Origin of the sequence: Paenibacillus sp. FSL K6-1096, from assembly GCF_037977055.1 — a bacterium.
Lineage (GTDB): Bacteria > Bacillota > Bacilli > Paenibacillales > Paenibacillaceae > Paenibacillus_AQ.
In genome coordinates this window covers 4,471,413-4,487,579 of record NZ_CP150274.1, presented here as the reverse complement: position 1 = coordinate 4,487,579, position 16,167 = coordinate 4,471,413, and the positions used below count along the sequence as shown (strand labels likewise).

Genomic DNA, 16,167 nt, shown 5'->3' with positions numbered 1-16,167 from the left:
AAGCCGCAGGGCTGCGCTGTCCTCCACGGACCGGCGCAGCCCTGTACTCTGTAGTGCCGCCCCAGGTTGATCCCGGATAGATGTCAGGATAGACCATAGCTGACACAGGAACAGGCTATTACGCTTACAAGGAGATGAGTTCGTAAAGAGAGGATGAGAGCAATGTATGCGCATCATAGACAGACGCTGGAGCGTCTGGTGGACAAGCTTGCGCCGGACCCCGCCAATCTGGCGGTCATTACCAGCGGTTCTATCGCCCAGGGAACAGCGAAGGAGACCTCGGATGTCGATGTTCATCTGGTCGTTACCGATGAAGCCTATGCTGAATATGAGCGGAACCAGATGCTGTCCTACGTGGACCGGGAGGTCAGCACCTATGAAGGCGGGTACGCCGACATCAAGGTGGTGAATCTGCAGTTTCTGGAGCTGGCCGCGCAGCGGGGGAATGAGCCGACGCGGTATGCTTTTGGCGGATCGGAGGTGGTCTTCTCCAGAATCCCGGAGCTTACGGAGCTGGTCGCCCGTATTCCCGTCTATCCCGAAGAGAACCGGGAGCGCAATCTGCGCGATTTCTGCGCCCAGATCCACCTGTTCGCCTTCTATTTCGCCAAGGAAGCGGCCCGCAGGGATGACCCTTATCTGACTGCCCATACCGCCAGTAATCTGGTCTTCTTCAGCGGCCGGATGATTCTGGCCTACAACCGGCTGCTGTTCCCCAGCCATAAGGGGCTGCTGGATGCAGTGGATGCTGCCGGAGCGAAGCCGAAGAACTTCCGCAAGCTGGCAGCAGAGCTGCTGCGCTCGCCCGGAGCAGAGCAGAGTCTGCGCTTCGCCGCACGGATGCTGGCCTTCTATAATCATGGTCTGACCTTCGAGCAGGCGCTGGGCATCTATGTCCAGAACAATGAACGCTCCTGGATGGAGCAAGCGCCCTCCCTGTACGACAGATAACACAGCAGCAGCGGCTCTCCGGGTTGCGGGAGCCGCTGCTGCTAAACTTTCATGCTATGAATAGCTAAGGACATTAACTGCATTAACTATAGACCCCCCGCCGCTGCGCCGCTTCCATAATCCGGGCTTGAAGCTGTACCCGTTCCCAGGAAGCCTCCAGGTTCTCCGGCCGCTGGCCGCCCATGATTTCCGCGAAGGCTTCAAGCTGGCACACGTAATAGTTCATCGGCTCGAATTCACAGAGGGTGCTGCGGTTGTCCGGCAGGTCATGGCGGAGCTTGACCTTGTAGAACCCTTTGACCGGGCGGAAAAAGTCCGGGACGGTCAGCACCGTCTCTTCAAAATACAGCGTATGCGAAGCCCGGAACGGCAGCTCGAAGGAGGTGAGGCATTCCGCTTCCACACCGTTCTTGAATTTCAACGCCGCCTGGAAGGTCCAGTCGCAGCTATCCGGCCCGTCGAACGCCGACTGTGCTGTGATCTCCTCCGGCTGGAGGCCGATCAGGGTCTGCACGAACTGGAGCCAGTAGCAGCCCAGGTCGGCAAAGGCTCCTCCGCCCTTCGCCTTCACGCTGCGGTAATTACCGGCGTGACGATCCTTGGCCGGGACCGTAATCCGGGTGCTGATCCTGAGGAGCGGGCCGAACTGCCCGGAACCGGCAATGTCCTTCAGCGCCTGCTGCCAGGGGTGGAAGGCAATCATCAGGCCTTCGGCCAGCTTCGGGCCGGCCGCTTGTGCCCTTGCCGCCTTAAGCCGCTGCATCTCATCAAGGTTAAGGCAGAGCGGCTTCTCGACCAGCACATGCTTGCCGGCAGCCAGGGCCGCGGCGGCCCACTCGGCATGAAGCTCATTGCTGAGACCAATATACACCCCGTCCAGCTCCTGCATCTGGAGCAGTTCCTCCAGACTCCCGGCCACGTAAGGAATCTGGTAGTCCTCCGCCAGCTTCACCGCCTTGTCCCGGGTACGGTTGGCAATGGCCGCAATGCGGATCTGCTCCACTGCCCGGGCAGGCTCCAGCATCGCTGGGACAGCAATGTTCGATGCGCCCAGAATGCCGAGCTTATAGGCTGGCTTCTCTCCCCCGCCCCTCATACCTGGGCCAGCGCCGCATAGGTATTCAGGTACAGGACGTTGCACTTGGAGCAGGCGGGGGACAGCCCTTCATCCATAATCCGCCGCAGCCGGTCATAGCGGGCTGAATTCCAGATCTCTGTCAGCGTCGTGTCCTTCACATTGCCGATCGCCAGCTCACCGAAGAACTTACATGCACTCACCATCCCGTTCGGGGCAATATCCACCCGGGTGCTGAGCGCCAGACACTTCGCAGTGCTGCGGGATTTCATCGGCTTGCCGGCCACGAAATCCTCAATCTCATCGAAGTCGAGGCCCGGCTGGTAACGGATGCGGGTATTATGCCAGGTGTGGGTGTTGATCCGCCGCAGGTCTTCGGTCAGCCTGCCGATATTCTCCGGCTTGATATGATACTTGAAGGCGTGCCAGCTCGCCCGGTGCTCCGGCGGAAGCTCGGCCAGCCACTGGAAGTGCTCATCATAGAAGCGGTCCATGGCGAAGCTGGTCTCCTCCGAGATATACCACGGAAAGCAGAGCAGGACCAGATCCACACCCTTTTCCTCAAAAAACTCCACCAGCTCATACAATCTGCCGATCATATTATCATTAATGACATTATGCACCGAGATCCGGCCGCGGAAGCGGCCTTGCTTGCGCAGCTCCAGCAGGCGGTCTACAGCTTCGATAACCTTCTGGAACGAATTCTTGCCGCGCAGGAAGTCATGCTCCTCCTGGAACCCCTCAATCGGGATCAGCAGCTCCAGATTGTCGGAGATCGCACATAGCTCCTCCTCATACTTAGGAATCATATAAGCATTGGTGCAGATCGTTGTATCCCGGGGATGCTTCTGCAGCAGCTTCAGAATACTTTGGGCATCCCGGTGGAATAGCGGCTCTCCTCCCCATAAATACAACCGCGACTGCGCTTCATCCGTCTCCTCCAGCAGCCGCTGAATCAGCTCCAGATCCATGTCCAGATTCTGCTCGGCCTTATCCATATCATGATGATAACCATCTTCATTCCACTGGTAGCAATGCTTGCAGCGGAGATTGCAGCGGTTGGTCAGCTTCAGCGACATAATCTCCGGCATCACGGTGCGGAAGCCGGGATCATGCTTGCGTTCTCTATGCGGGACCACCACATTCTTGATCGTGCGCTTCAGGGCTTCGAACGACTTCTCATCCAGATTTACTTTACTGGTAGGCTGCATTAGCTTCTCCCTTCTGCAGCAGATAGCTGCTCCGCATAGCTGGCGGCATAGTCTTGGTACTTGTCCTTGGCAGACTTAAGATGGTCCGCAATCCCGCGCAGCAACGCCCGGTCGAAGCCCGACTCTGCCCACTTCCCGTAGCGGATGCCGTAGCCCAGCTCCACCCACAAGTCACTGTTGATCTTCTCATGCGGGCCGAAGGGGTCCAGCAGCACAAGCGGAGTGCCGGAGGCGAGCGAGTCGATCAGCGCGCCGCCGCCCGGCTTGCTGATCACGGCAGAGGCCTGCCGGATCACACCGAACATGCCATGCGCGTACTCATTACATGGCGGAAAGTGGTGCGTTTCCTTGCCGGTCACCTCTGCGAACGGCGGGAAGGTATATTTCCCGCTGACGTCCCTTTTCCAGGTGCGCCACTGCGGATCATTCATATAATAACGTCTTCCTTGAATAGCCGGTCCAATCTCCTCCGTGCTGTAGGCGGCGATATCCAGCTCATACCCGGCCGCTTCCAGAGCGGCGAACTTCTCGCGGAAGGTGCCGATTCCCCAGCCGCCGCCATGCACAACCAGCCTTCCGTTCCTTGCTGATGCTGGCAGCGGCTCTCCAGCTCCGGCATCGATCCGGTATTGGATGCTGCGGTTCAAGAGATCATACATATGGACTTCACGGCAGCCTTCCGCATACCCCGGATTCAGCCTGCGGAGATTCTTCCAGGAAGGGGACAGCTCCGCGTCAATATAGAGCAGCTCCGCCTCCACGGGGAAGCCGGCCATCGCCCGGTACTTGTCCATTACATGGACCCAATGCCCGGACAGGACGATGAAGCGCTGCCGCTCTTCCTGCTGCCATTGCTGCAGCAGCTGCTCTACCGCGGCCTCATCCAGGCTGCTGCGGATGTCTGACGGGATCTTCTGCGAGGTCAGGGCGACAGCGAAGCTCTGCTGGTACGCTTTGCGGCTGTTGTCGGTCTGCTCTTTTTTGGCGTCCGGCATCAGGGTCTCGAATACCTCAATCTCCGCCTGGAGGCCAAGGGCATGGAGCTTACGCTCCAGCAGCAGACCAGGGACATAGAAGCCCAGGCCGAACCCGGAGCATAGAATCGTCACGCGGTTATTCATAGGAAGCTTCCTTTCTCTATCGCAGTATAGTGTAGCCTGTACGGAGAAGTGATTCGTCCAGCGTGCGGGTGAACCGGCTCTTGCTGTCCTCACTGCGGTAAGCGAGAGCGGCATACAGCTTGCCTTTGGCCGAACCTGAAGAGCGGGAGGAATCCAGCGGCTGAAGTGTGCCCGAGGTCAAAGGGATGATACCTTCCCCCTTCTCCCGCGAGAATAATACCGCTTCCTCTGCAAGCCGTTCCAGCAGCTCCTCATAACGGACCGCGCCCAGGGTGGCCACCGGAACCTGCAGCAGGCAGGTGTGCATTCCCTCCTGCCGGAAGCGGCGGTCCACCTGATGCTTAATCAGGCTCATCGACTTGCGGGCATTGATCTCCACCAGCGGAGCCAGGCTTCCGTCACGCAGCAGCATCGAATCCACGCACACATCGCCGTAATACCCGTCCTTATACAGCTCCCGCCCGATGCTGTGCATAGTCTCCCAGTATCCCTCCCGGTCCAGCTTCTCTACAAGAAGCGGCTCCGGGGAATGGGACTCGCCGAAGGCGAAGCCCTGGTTAACAAGCTGCTGCACGGACAAGATCGAGACCCGTCCTTCCGGGTCAATGTGGAACTGGCAGGAGAAATCCGTCTCCCGGTCCAGCAGCGGTTCGAGCACGAATCTGACCCGCTTGTCCTGATTGCGGCTGGATTCCAGATATCCGGCGATTCTGCGCAGCACGCGCTCCGAATCCACCAGCTGATTGCCTTTGCCGGATACGCCGTATTCATCCTTGATCAGGAATGATCCCTGCTCCAGCAGGGACTCCCCGGCAGCCAGCAACTCGTCCCTGCTCTCTACGATATGGGCGATATTCGGCAGCCCCACCCTGTCCCGCATCGCCGTAGAATAAGTCTTGGTATTCACCCGGCGCGCCGTCTGCTCATCCGGGAGAGCAGGCAGCAGCTTGTATCTTCTAATGGCCTCATGTGTACCGGGCAGCACGGCGAACGGTTCGAGCAGCGCGCCCTCCGGGATGATCCGGTCCGGTTCCTGCCCGGCTTCCATCCGGCCCAGCAGTTCGAATACATTCAGCGCCTCCTGGGCATTGTCTGGTGCCTCCGTCCCCAGAGTTAACGGACCCTTGTTAGTCTTGAACGAATAACCCAGCGAATGCAAATAGTCATATTGGGCCTTGTCCATCCCATGGCGGGTTAACAGCACATCACCGTCTCCGCAGAAGACGAACAGCAGCTCATCCATGGCCTGCACAACGGCCATAGCCTTCCTGTCCGGAATCGAAGGCAGCGCTGCCAGATCTTCCTCGCGCCAGTACCGTTCCGATTCCAGGCTGCCGCAATGCACCGCATTCCTCATCTTACAGCCAGCCCCATGACATAATCGGTGAAGCGGTCCACCGACTTCAGGTGTTCCAGATCAAAGGTATCGAAATCGACTTCCACATCGAATTCATCTTCAATTCTAAGAATGAAGTTGATAATCTGCAGCGAATCAAGTGCGGCGTCCAGCGTCAGATCCGAAGCCCCGTTCAAGGTCTGAATGAGGCCCGGCTCCTCCTTGATTTCAGCGATAATCTCAATGACTTTCTGCTGCATGTACATACCCCTTTCATGTGCTTAATTTAGGAATGAATAGGATGAATATACCAAGAAAAGACCTGTTAATATATGGTTGAATACGCCAAAAACTTCAGCTATACTTGGATGGTTCCAGATTTCCATCATAAGGAAAACGGAGGTTTGTCTATGGAAGTTTTTCCGGTCTTTACTGGGGAATACCTATTCGACTCCTGTTCACCGCTGCACATGCTGCTGACGCAGGAAACAGTCACTTCCGTACGTCACCAGCACGATTTCGTGGAGATCGCTTATGTGGTTCAAGGGGAGGGCATCCATCTGGCAGGCGGCGATACGATGCAGGTGAGGCAGGGTGATCTGTTTGTGATTCCGCCCGGTGTGTCCCATGTCTTTCACCCGGTGGATCTGACCGGCGCTGACCCGCTGCTGATCTTCAATTGTATGCTCAGGCCGGAGCTTGGCGCGATGCTTAGAGCAATGCCTGGCGGGCTGCCTGAATCCGGTCCGCAGGAGAAGCTGCAGCCGCTCCTGAAGCTGCTGGAGATGAAGCAGTGGTTCGGTTACCGGGAGCGAAGCCGGGAGGTGTCCCGGCTGATCAGCCGCCTGTACCGGATACAAGCCTATGGCCCGCCGGAGGACCAGCAGCGGCTCTATCCGCTGCTGTCTGAGCTGGCGGCGCTGATTATGCCCGCAGCCGGTGTGCCTTTTACACCGCAGCCCGCAGATGATTATGATCCGCTGCATGATGTCATCCTCTATATGATCAGCAACTTCAGGGAGCGGATCACTCTGCAGGAGATCAGCCGGCAGATTGCGGTGAGCTCCCGCCAGTTCCAGCGGCTGTTCAAGAGCAAGACCGGCAAATCCTACATCCAGATGCTCCAGGAGATCCGCATGAAATACAGCTGCATCCTGCTGGCCTTCACGAAGCTGGGCATCCAGTCCGTTGCCCTGGAGGTCGGCATCTATGACATGAAGTACTTCTACCGGCTGTTCCGTGAATACAGCGGGATGACCCCGGCCACGTACCGGAGCCGGCTGCACAGCGACAATGATTCCGCGAAGGAGATGATGGGCAGTGCTGAATATTGCCCCCGTTAAGAGCACCCCTTACCCTAAACTGCGCAGCTGCATCGATGACTGCATTCAGGCGGTCGCCGAGTGGCAGGGAACGGACAGCAAATGTATGTACGGCCATGCCTGGCAGATGTCCTTCGCCGAAGAGCAGTCGCCGGGCCAGTTACTGGCTGAACGGCTGGTGCTGCCGCGCATCGATACCGGAGCCATGGCTTCATACCACGGCCTTATCTTCAATTACATCGAGCGGCAAGGACCGGAGCGCAGCCGCGAGTTCCTGCTGGACATGCTGGAGAGCCGGCTGTCTGCGGGAATGCCGGTACTTGTCGGCTTCGATTCCTATGACTGCCCCTGGTGCGTAGCCTACCGCAGGCTGCATACCAGCCACGCCTGCCTCGCGGTGGGTCTGGACCGCCCCGGCAATATCATCTATCTGACGGATGCCTACTATGACAAGCCGCTTGAAGCTGTAGACTTCGATGTGCTGGAGCAAGCCTGCAGCTTCTATGCCTTATTCGAGCTCTGCCCACCTTCGCGTTCATATACCGACTGGCAGACCACGCTTCAGGAGATGCTGGACTGTCCCGCTGGACAGCTCCAGCCCGGCGGGGTTACCGCTAATCTCCAGGCCTATGCCGATGCCTATCTGGAGGCAGGGCTCGGCTCCGACCCTTCTCCCGAAGCCGACTCCCGCTTCAAGGTGTATGCGAACGCGCTGCCGATCAGCCGGATTCGCTTCGGCCTGTTCCTGGAGCTGCTGAACCGTGAAGCCCGGCTGCCCGGGCTGGCAAGCTTATCCGAGCGTTACCTTAAGACCGGAGAAGAGTGGAATCTGCTGCATCAGTTCATGCTCCAGATCAGACTGACCGGCAACAAGCCGTCAGCACGGGCGAAGATTCACAAGCGGATGGGCCGGATCATCTCGCAGGAAGAGCAGCTGCTGGAGGAATGTGTGCAGCTCGCGGTGCAGGCTGGAACCTGCTTGTGAAAACAAGGGGCTGTCCTGAAAGTGACAGCCCCTTGTTTTGCGGTATGTATGCGAAAAACAGCATACATTTTGCTGACGCGCAGGCACGTAGCCCGAATGTATGCGGAAAACAGCATACATTTGCTGACGCGCAGGCATGTAGCCCGAATGTATGCGGAAAACAGCATACATTTGCTGACGCGCAGGCATGTAGCCCGAATGTATGCGGAAAACAGCATACATTTGCTGACGCGCAGGCATGTAGCCCGAATGTATGCGAAAAACAGCATACATTCGCCTCGCACGCAGGCGTCAGGCCCGAATCGAAGCGTCCCACCCTCCCCCAAGTGCTCACGCTGCTGCTCCAGCATAAAGAGCTATCCCAAGCAACCGTTTCATGGCTTCTGGGATAGCTCGCTTCTTTTGCATACATCGCTATTCAATTCTGCCTAACCACACCTGTGCGGCCTTCGATTGTGGCTGTCCAGGCAGACAATAAGGCTCCGGCTCAGCGGCCGGCTCCCAGATGAAGTCCTGGAGACCGGACACTGTCCCGTACAACTCCCAGGGGAACGTCTGGCTCCCGCTTCCGGCCTCGAAGGTATTATCATAGAAATGCAGCGCATCCCGGAAGGCGACCACGATCTGCGACTGGATAAAGTTCGGATGATAGAACCAGATCCGCAGATAAAAAGGTTCATTCAGACCCGCCATCTGCCGGGACCAGGAGTGATACACCTCGATCATCGCCTCCAGCAGCAGGCGGGAATACCACACCGGCGGATTGCGCCTGTTCAACCGGTAGAAGGGGTCGATCCACAGCTTCACATAATCCCGCTGCGTGGTTTGCAGCTCCTCCAGGTCGAGGTGCATGAACCATTTTTTCCACTGGTCAATCTGCTTCACCCTGCGCTTCCAGCCGCGTATTCTCTTCTTATTCGAGAGTAAACTCCCCATCATCCCTTCCCTCCTCTACCCCTTGGGTTTCAGCTGCTTAATGACTGACATCATTAGAATAATCATCCCCGTGCCGAAGCCTGACATCGATAAGGGAGCGAGGACAAACCGCATGATCTCCCCCTGCATCCAGAAGCTTGCCAGCATGATCACCATGCAGATCACCGTAAAAATCCCCACCGTCAGCGTACCCACGAAATCCGTCAGACTATGGCTATCCTCACGCGCCAGCGTAATCCGGTTCTCCTTCAGCAGCGGCAGCTCCAGCAGCTTCGGAATATAGTCCTCCAGCCGCCCCTTCACCTTGTTAAATTGTTCCTTGACGATCTCTCCCTGATCCATCTGCTCTGCGAAGGACTGGCTTGCTGCGGATAAGGAGTACGACTCATCTACGGAGGACAAGGTCCCGTCCACGGTAATAATTGCCCGGAAGGCCCCGGCTACCGTCGGCTTCAAGGACATGCCCAGCTCAGTAATCATCGACATCAGCCGTCTCATCAACACGCTGGTAGGATCAGGAGAGAACGAGGCTTCCGACAAAAGTCTGCTGAGGCGCCGCTCGATCATCCGCACATCCAGCAGCTCTCCTTCTTCACAGACCCCGGCCAGGCCCTGGGCCATCTGCTTCGTATCCTTCCGGCTGTAGCCCATCAGGAAGTTGAGCATCCCGCCCCGCTCCTCATCCGTCAGGTAGCCCACCGAGCCGAAGTCAATCAGCGCAACCTCCCCGTCCTTAGTCAGCATCAGATTGCCGGGATGAGGGTCGGCGTGGAAGATGCCGATCATCAGAATCTGCTGCAGGAACGCGTGCATGATCATCTCGGATACATCGCTGGTCACCTTCTGTGTGAAGCGCTGCCCTTCAATATATTCCATAGTCAGAATCTGCTTGGTCGAATACTCGGCGTAGATCTTCGGCACTCTAATCGGAATATCATGTTCCTGGAACGCCTGACGCAGCAGATTCGTATTCAGCGCTTCGATGTCGAAGTCGGTCTCTTCAATCAGATTGGTTTTGAAGCCTTCGGCGAGCTGGACTAAGCCGAGTTTTCGGATTTTGGCGGAGCGCTCGGATAGGCGGGTCACGAATTGGATTAACAGATCCAGATCCACGCTCATCTTCTGCTTCACATCCGGCCGCAGGATTTTGACGACGACCTTCTCGCCCGTAGACTTCAGCCGCGCCAGATGCACCTGCCCGATCGAAGCGGCTGCAATGGGCTCCATTCCGAAGTCCGCATACGTCTCCTCCAGATCGCCGATCCGGCTGTCGATGATCTCCTTCAGCTCCTTCCGGCTGAGCGGCTTAACCTGATCATGCAGGCTGGAGAACGCTTCAATGTATGGCGCAGGCAGCAGATCCTTCTTGGTCGACAGCACCTGCCCGAACTTCACGAACACCCCGCCCATGTTATCCAGAATGGCAGCAATCACCTGCGGCAGCTTCGCATGATCCTGCTGGAGCAGATGATTCAGCCCCTTGCGCGACGCGATCCAGAGCAGACGGACCATACGCCTGAAGCCGCGCACCTTCCCCATCACATACCCGAGCGGATTCCCCGACTGCAGCAGCTTGAAATTGAACACGCTAAGGAGCATGTAGGTATAGCAGGAGATAAATAGAATCAGCAGCGGATAGTAGATGAACATCACCCTGACCATCTCCGCTTCGGAGGGAACGACGGGCTGCTTGAAGTAGGTGGAGGTCAGAACCAGAGTCACGACGGACGTGCTGAATAGAATCGCCACCATCAACTGGAACTGTTCATGCTTGAAGGTCCTGATGCTGCTTATGATGAAATACAGAATGAACGCCACAACAATAATGCTGCTCATATAGAATTGCTCCAGCACCTGCACCAGCATACTGACCGCCACCGCGCTGACCAGCGGCATCAAGAGCTTATGCTTCGCATTGAATACATAGGCAAGTGCTACGAACACTCCGAAACATACAAGCATGACTATGAAAAAGAACATCTCCCGCCCCCCTGTAATCGCTTCAATACCCCCACTATAGCACACGGGGCTGAAGATGCGGAAACGGGAAAAGCACTGTTATGGCGTCTGCACCAGTACATTGTCGAAGGAAGCCGCGGCATTGTACGCCCGCAGGCCGATGCCTCCGCTGGAGAGACTCGCATCCACCAGGCTGAACCGCGGCAGCCCGTCCAGATATGCAGTGATTCCCGTGCCCTCGAATCTCAGGCCCAAAGTGTGCCAAGTCCCGCTGTCTATCGTCTGGCTGACGCTGCGCAGAACCGTATTCTGCCCATTCACAATCTTGAGCAGCTGAAGCTGCGCGGTTGTCCAGTTATAACGCAGGTAGTACATATTATTGGCATCCTGATATCTGCCGACCAGTCCCGCTGACGGTGTGGCACCGCTGCCCGCGCCATCTATACGCATGTCCGTCTTGACGAAATAGTTACTCCAGCCGCTTCCGGCATAGGTTGCCAGCTGCAAGCCGTTCAATGCGGTTGCACGGTAGACTGACTCTGGTACGCTAACCGCCCACGGCCCGCCTGTAGTGCTCCACCCGGCCGCCGTACCGCTGTCGAATGGTTCGGTAAAAGCCGTGTTCCACAGCACAAGCTTGCTTATGCGCGTATTGTTATGCTCCTGAGCTTCGGCAATCAGCTCACCAGCGTCTGCGATCGCCGTAATGGTGTAGGTTCCCGCCGCCGGAGGCTGCCAGCTCTGCAGGCTGTCTGCCGATACGGTTGCCTTCTCCCCAGGCTGAAGTGCAGGAAGCGATACCGTGGCAGCCACTGTCCCGTTCACGTTAAATTGCAGCACCGCTCCGCTGGCCGCCGGAATGGCCGCTGTGCCCAGATTCTGCACTTCCGCCTCCAGCACCACACTGTCTCCAGTTGCCGGGTCCTCCGGCGTCCAGCCGATCCGATTCACCACAAGATCAGCCTCGGCAGGCGTGCCGGATGGGCAAGTCGTTGTCCATGCCGCAAAGTTATATGTGCAGGCCCCGCTTCCCGTCTGAAGCGTTAGCTCCCCCTGACGCTCCTGCTGTATCCACGGATTGTCGAGCAGCGGCCAGTTGGCGTAATCATAAGGAACGCTAGCCACGCTGCGCGTTCCGCCATACGTAATCGTCATCACCTTGCCCTCCAGGTTCGTGAAGCTCAGGCTCGGATTAGCCGCAGATACACCCGAAGCATCGATAGGCAGCAGCTTGACCGCATCGGCGAAGTCCTGCAGCTCTGCATAGTCCGCTGCTGGAGCCGTCTCGATGATGATACCGTTCTGCAGCGCCGTATTCTTGAACCAGCGGTAGCGGCCATCGTCCTCGAAGAAGGCATACGAGCCGGCTGTCATTTTCGCCGCAATATAGACCGGACCGGCATCTATGAAGATCCAGCCGTCCTGCTCCAGCACTTCATTCAGCGCTGTTTTGGAGACCAGGCCGCGAAGATACGGGAAGGCGTCGCCGGATTTCATTTTGATGACGGATACCTGGGTGCCCTTGTACTGTAAGGTCTGGAGATTGCCTGTTGCCCCATCCACCCGGAGCTGTCCCTGCACGTTGGCATTCGACGTATCCTTGATCGGCTGATTGATGAAAAAGGTGCTGTTCGGCTGGTCCGACACCCACTTCACCTGTCCCTCATGCACCTGATCCCGGTAGAGCGGCCCGCCGCCGTAGCCGTTGTACGTGCTGGTCACTCCATACTCCTTGTTCATGTACGTATAGCGCTTGAAGCCTTCGGCATTGCCGCCGCCCACATCCGAGGTCTCGCGGTGTACATAATCCGTCGTCCGCTCCAGTGCGGCGGCTGTCACGGCTGCGGGAGGACGGTAGCTGGAGATCGCCGCCGAGATGGCGAAGATGCCGTCCGGGTACCATTCATTGTTCGATTCCAGGAAGCGCATGAAGGTGGCCGGCTGCTCCCCGCCGAAATACAGCCAGCCCACAATCAGGCTCTCCGACGGATGCTTAGGCTCGAACTCCGGCGTGGACATGCGGAAGCTGGACGTCACATGATAGCCCTTCAGCCATTCCGGCGCCCATTGGGCCAGCAGCCAGTCATAGGTCAGCTTCGCCTTGGTACGCATCTCATTGTCAGTGGCATGATCGATCAGCGACAGCAGGGCGCTGGTGTAGGTCGGCATATAGGTAGATGAATCCTGCTCCATAATCCCTTCACGCGGCACCCGGTCGAAGAACGCCAGCAGCCAGTCCCTCCCTTTATTCGCCCCGACATGATCCGCCACCTCCGGCCATTCCTGTCCGGCTAAATAGCGGGCTACCGAATGCATCAGATGATGATTCTCCGTCGATCCGCCATCATAAGCACCGGAGGGATGCCCGCCGATGACCGTCTTCGCCAGCTCCCGCATCTCCGGCGTATACAGGTCCTTATACCGCAGATAGCTGTCCATCGCTGAATAGAAATCGAAGATATCACTGGTCCGCGTAAGCGCCTCCTCTGCCATCTCCAGCCCCCGGCTCAGGTTGCCCAGCTCCAAGCTGGCCTCGGCAATCCAGCTGTGATACTTCGCATAATTCTTGTACCGGTTATCCACCCCGTTCTGAATCGGCGCTTCCTCCGGGGAATGCGTGTCGAAATACTCCAGCAAGGCCGCAGCCCTCGATTCAAAGGTTGATGCCGCCGGATCTGCGGATGCCCTGCCGCTCAGCGGCTGGCCTGCGAGCTCCCCTGCTGAACCGGCCATGAGATTCACCGCTAACAGACAGACCATCCACCTTGATAACACACTCCGCCACCTGTAACGTTTTTTCATCCTGATGCCCTCCTATTCTTTGGTGAAAGCGTTTACGGTATCTACCCTATCAGAATTCGCCGCCTCCGCACAGGAACGCATTTGTGTTATAGGGATACAGTGTTGGGGAATCGGAATGCTTCCATCCGGAGGATCACCTGCCGTTATTCCAGGCCCTTAAGCGATTCAATCATATTGATCCGGGTCACCTTGCGTCTAAGCAGCAGGTTGGCCATAAAGGTAAGCGCGAACGCAACCGCCACCGACATCAGGAGGCTGGCGAGGTTTAATTGATCCGGGATTTGCTGGTGGGTGCTGGATAACGCCTGAACGACCAGTTCATACACATAGCCGCAGACAAGCAGGGCGAACAGAACGGCCACCGTGGTGATGATTATATTTTCCCGGAAAATAAGCCGGTTGATCTGATTCCTGTAATAGCCCAATACCTTGAGCGTCGCCAGCTCGCGGTTCCTCTCATACATATTGATCGACGAGATCGTGTAGATCGCACCAAAGGACAAGATTACTGCACAAACAATGAACATAATAAACACAAAGCTGTTTTGCTGCAAAATATAACGCCCTTCCTTCTCCAGTGCATCCTTGCCTGAAATAGCCTCCACCCTCGGGTCCTTCCCGAAATCACTCCGAATACCGGCTAGAGCTTCCTCTGTGTCAGCCTCCACCAGCAGGGTGGACGGTTTGTACACTACCCCCAAGCTTGCCAGATAATCTGGCGTGATGTAAAAAGCCGGGCTTGCGTATTGTGTAGAAATGCCTAGCACCTTCATCTCTGCCACCTTGTTACCCAGCTCAGGCGCAGTAAAGGCAATGGTTATGGTATCCCCTTCCGCAATGTTGTAGTGGTCGGCATACGATTTGGGCACCAGTACACCATGGTCCTCCAGCTGCAGGGGATGGTCTTTGTCATCATAGAAATGAATGAGCCGGTTATCCCGCGCCGTAACAATCAGCTCCGCTTTTTCGGATTGCTGGTTCTTTGTCAGTTCAATGGGAAAGGCGGATAACGCATAGTGGCTTTTGATGCCTGAAGGAAGAGCTTGCCCGGCCAAGACCTCCCCCGCTTTATAATCGACACGAAGGTCATAGGTGTACACCTGCCGGAACTGGCCGGCTACCTTTTGCAGGGAGGCTTGGGTACCGAAGGCGGTGATTAACAGCACTGTACTGACCATCACCCCGACCGAGCTTGCCAGAACCTTAACCTTGTTCAGAAAAATATTCCGCAAAATCAGCTTATACCTGTACGGCAGCCGTCCCCAGAGCCCCGGAATTCTCTCGATGAGTATGGGCCGTATGGATCTGGGCGGCTTGGGGCGCATGGCCCGTGATGCACTTTCCTTCAACAGACTTCTTCCGCTGAAATAGCATGCAAACATTCCAAACAGGCTGGAGACGAGCATGGGCGGAAAAATCAATCCTATCGACAGGTCAAATTGTATGCCCGGCAGTGTGAAGGACCTTGCATTCGATACCGCGATAAGGGGCACAAATACAGCCGCAGACAGGATATACCCCAGAATCGAGCCTGCCACTCCGACCAGCACAGGATAGCCCATATAATGAAGCATGATGCTGCTTTTTTTGATACCCAATGCCTTCATGATGCCGACCTGATTCCGCTGGGAATCGATCATTCTGGACATGGCCAGGAATAAGATAATCGCTTCGATCAGGAATAATACGAGAGGAATAACCTTGCTCATTAAGCCGTTATTATGGAGCGTAGCCTTCAGGCGCGAATAGCTGAACGAGCGTTCCTTACTCTCCTGGCCGAGATATTGCAGCCCTTTGGATTTCTCCTCTAGAGACTTGCCGATTTGATCCACATCGTAGCCTTTATTAGCATTCACCAGCAGTTCATTATAAACATAAGCGCCAGCAACCTCAGGGATAGCCGCCTCGCTGACGTAAGCAACACCCTCATGCTTATGATCCTGTGTTTCATTCTTCTTCGCATGCTCCACATTCTCACCCAAGCCGCTGATCCTGAAGGTTAGCTCCCGGTCCTGAACACGGATCGTCACTTGATCTCCAACTCCATAGTCATGCTCTGCCGCATAACGGGAATCCAGTACAATCTCACTTGCCCCGGACGGAAGCCCTCCCTCCAGCATCGCCAGCGTGTTGATTTCATTATGCTCAGGAATAGAATGAACCCTAAGTGTTGAACGGTAGCCGTCAAAAGCCTCCGTGGCACTGAAGGTATACCGCCCCTCCAGCTTACGGATGCCCTCCACTTGGCTGAGCGGCGCGATACTCTCTGGCGGGAGCTGACTGTAATACAGGTTCAGATCGCTTAATGTGTGCTCAGCAAAATAAGTCTTAGTATAATCATTCAAATTATTGCTTAGGGTCGCCAGACCCGTATAGAAAAAAGCACCTACTGCGACAATTAACACAAAAGAGAAAAACTGCCCGAGCGACTGCCTGATATCCCGGAACAGCTTGAATAAAAGCTTCATC

Annotated in this window: 12 protein-coding genes; 3 read left to right on the top strand and 9 right to left on the bottom strand. The window is 56.5% G+C overall.

Going from position 1 to position 16,167, the window contains the following annotated elements; genetic code table 11:
• Window positions 1–162 precede the first annotated feature (162 nt).
• Window positions 163–951, top strand: coding sequence for a nucleotidyltransferase domain-containing protein (locus MHI24_RS19925; protein WP_340021262.1), 789 nt, complete (start codon window positions 163–165; stop codon window positions 949–951).
• A gap of 82 nt (window positions 952–1,033) precedes the next feature.
• Here the strand turns inward: MHI24_RS19925 and MHI24_RS19920 are convergent, their stop codons facing one another.
• The 5 genes from MHI24_RS19920 to MHI24_RS19900 are packed head-to-tail and all read right to left on the bottom strand — an operon-like array spanning window position 1,034 to window position 5,954.
• A complete protein-coding gene (locus MHI24_RS19920) occupies window positions 1,034–2,047 on the bottom strand; it encodes a Gfo/Idh/MocA family oxidoreductase (protein WP_340021261.1) in 1,014 nt (337 codons plus the stop codon).
• Window positions 2,044–3,237 (bottom strand): radical SAM protein, encoded by a 1,194-nt coding sequence (locus MHI24_RS19915; RefSeq protein WP_340021260.1) that lies wholly within the window; start codon window positions 3,235–3,237, stop codon window positions 2,044–2,046. Before MHI24_RS19915 ends, MHI24_RS19920 begins: the two co-directional genes overlap by 4 nt.
• A complete protein-coding gene (locus MHI24_RS19910; RefSeq protein WP_340021259.1) occupies window positions 3,237–4,358 on the bottom strand; it encodes a UDP-glucuronosyltransferase in 1,122 nt (373 codons plus the stop codon). Before MHI24_RS19910 ends, MHI24_RS19915 begins: the two co-directional genes overlap by 1 nt.
• A 16-nt stretch (window positions 4,359–4,374) precedes the next feature.
• Window positions 4,375–5,715 (bottom strand): hypothetical protein, encoded by a 1,341-nt coding sequence (locus MHI24_RS19905; protein ID WP_340021258.1) that lies wholly within the window; start codon window positions 5,713–5,715, stop codon window positions 4,375–4,377.
• Window positions 5,712–5,954: an acyl carrier protein gene (locus MHI24_RS19900; RefSeq protein ID WP_340021257.1), complete on the bottom strand. Its 243-nt coding sequence runs from the start codon at window positions 5,952–5,954 to the stop codon at window positions 5,712–5,714. The genes MHI24_RS19905 and MHI24_RS19900 overlap by 4 nt, the downstream gene beginning before the upstream one ends.
• A 150-nt stretch (window positions 5,955–6,104) precedes the next feature.
• Here MHI24_RS19900 and MHI24_RS19895 point away from each other — a divergent pair, with 150 nt between their 5' ends.
• Window positions 6,105–7,037, top strand: a complete 933-nt coding sequence (locus MHI24_RS19895) for an AraC family transcriptional regulator (protein ID WP_340021256.1) — start codon at window positions 6,105–6,107, stop codon at window positions 7,035–7,037.
• Complete coding sequence (locus MHI24_RS19890) at window positions 7,015–8,001, top strand: hypothetical protein (protein ID WP_340021255.1); 987 nt, start codon at window positions 7,015–7,017, stop codon at window positions 7,999–8,001. Before MHI24_RS19895 ends, MHI24_RS19890 begins: the two co-directional genes overlap by 23 nt.
• A 414-nt stretch (window positions 8,002–8,415) precedes the next feature.
• On the opposite strand, the gene MHI24_RS19885 is transcribed toward MHI24_RS19890, so the two are convergent.
• From MHI24_RS19885 to MHI24_RS19870, 4 genes are all read right to left on the bottom strand, one after another.
• Window positions 8,416–8,940 carry a hypothetical protein gene (locus MHI24_RS19885; RefSeq protein ID WP_340021254.1) on the bottom strand — a complete coding sequence of 175 codons (525 nt, stop codon included), beginning with the start codon at window positions 8,938–8,940 and terminating at the stop codon, window positions 8,416–8,418.
• A gap of 12 nt (window positions 8,941–8,952) precedes the next feature.
• The gene (locus tag MHI24_RS19880) at window positions 8,953–10,917 is read right to left on the bottom strand and encodes an AarF/UbiB family protein (RefSeq protein WP_340021253.1); all 1,965 of its coding nucleotides are present in this window, start codon (window positions 10,915–10,917) and stop codon (window positions 8,953–8,955) included.
• Between the two features lie 78 nt (window positions 10,918–10,995).
• Window positions 10,996–13,698: a CARDB domain-containing protein gene (locus MHI24_RS19875; protein WP_340021252.1), complete on the bottom strand. Its 2,703-nt coding sequence runs from the start codon at window positions 13,696–13,698 to the stop codon at window positions 10,996–10,998.
• A gap of 143 nt (window positions 13,699–13,841) precedes the next feature.
• The gene (locus MHI24_RS19870) at window positions 13,842–16,166 is read right to left on the bottom strand and encodes an FtsX-like permease family protein (RefSeq protein ID WP_340021251.1); all 2,325 of its coding nucleotides are present in this window, start codon (window positions 16,164–16,166) and stop codon (window positions 13,842–13,844) included.
• Window position 16,167 lies beyond the last annotated feature (1 nt).

Bases quoted from the DNA above. Each gene is read 5' to 3' on its own strand.
- MHI24_RS19915 (WP_340021260.1), bottom strand. From the start codon at position 3,237: ATGCAGCCTACCAGTAAAGTAAATCTGGATGAGAAGTCGTTCGAAGCC.
- MHI24_RS19870 (WP_340021251.1), bottom strand. From the start codon at position 16,166: ATGAAGCTTTTATTCAAGCTGTTCCGGGATATCAGGCAGTCGCTCGGG.
- MHI24_RS19920 (WP_340021261.1), bottom strand. From the start codon at position 2,047: ATGAGGGGCGGGGGAGAGAAGCCAGCCTATAAGCTCGGCATTCTGGGC.
- MHI24_RS19925 (WP_340021262.1), top strand. From the start codon at position 163: ATGTATGCGCATCATAGACAGACGCTGGAGCGTCTGGTGGACAAGCTT.
- MHI24_RS19880 (WP_340021253.1), bottom strand. From the start codon at position 10,917: ATGTTCTTTTTCATAGTCATGCTTGTATGTTTCGGAGTGTTCGTAGCA.
- MHI24_RS19895 (WP_340021256.1), top strand. From the start codon at position 6,105: ATGGAAGTTTTTCCGGTCTTTACTGGGGAATACCTATTCGACTCCTGT.
- MHI24_RS19885 (WP_340021254.1), bottom strand. From the start codon at position 8,940: ATGATGGGGAGTTTACTCTCGAATAAGAAGAGAATACGCGGCTGGAAG.
- MHI24_RS19875 (WP_340021252.1), bottom strand. From the start codon at position 13,698: ATGAAAAAACGTTACAGGTGGCGGAGTGTGTTATCAAGGTGGATGGTC.
- MHI24_RS19900 (WP_340021257.1), bottom strand. From the start codon at position 5,954: ATGCAGCAGAAAGTCATTGAGATTATCGCTGAAATCAAGGAGGAGCCG.
- MHI24_RS19910 (WP_340021259.1), bottom strand. From the start codon at position 4,358: ATGAATAACCGCGTGACGATTCTATGCTCCGGGTTCGGCCTGGGCTTC.
- MHI24_RS19905 (WP_340021258.1), bottom strand. From the start codon at position 5,715: ATGAGGAATGCGGTGCATTGCGGCAGCCTGGAATCGGAACGGTACTGG.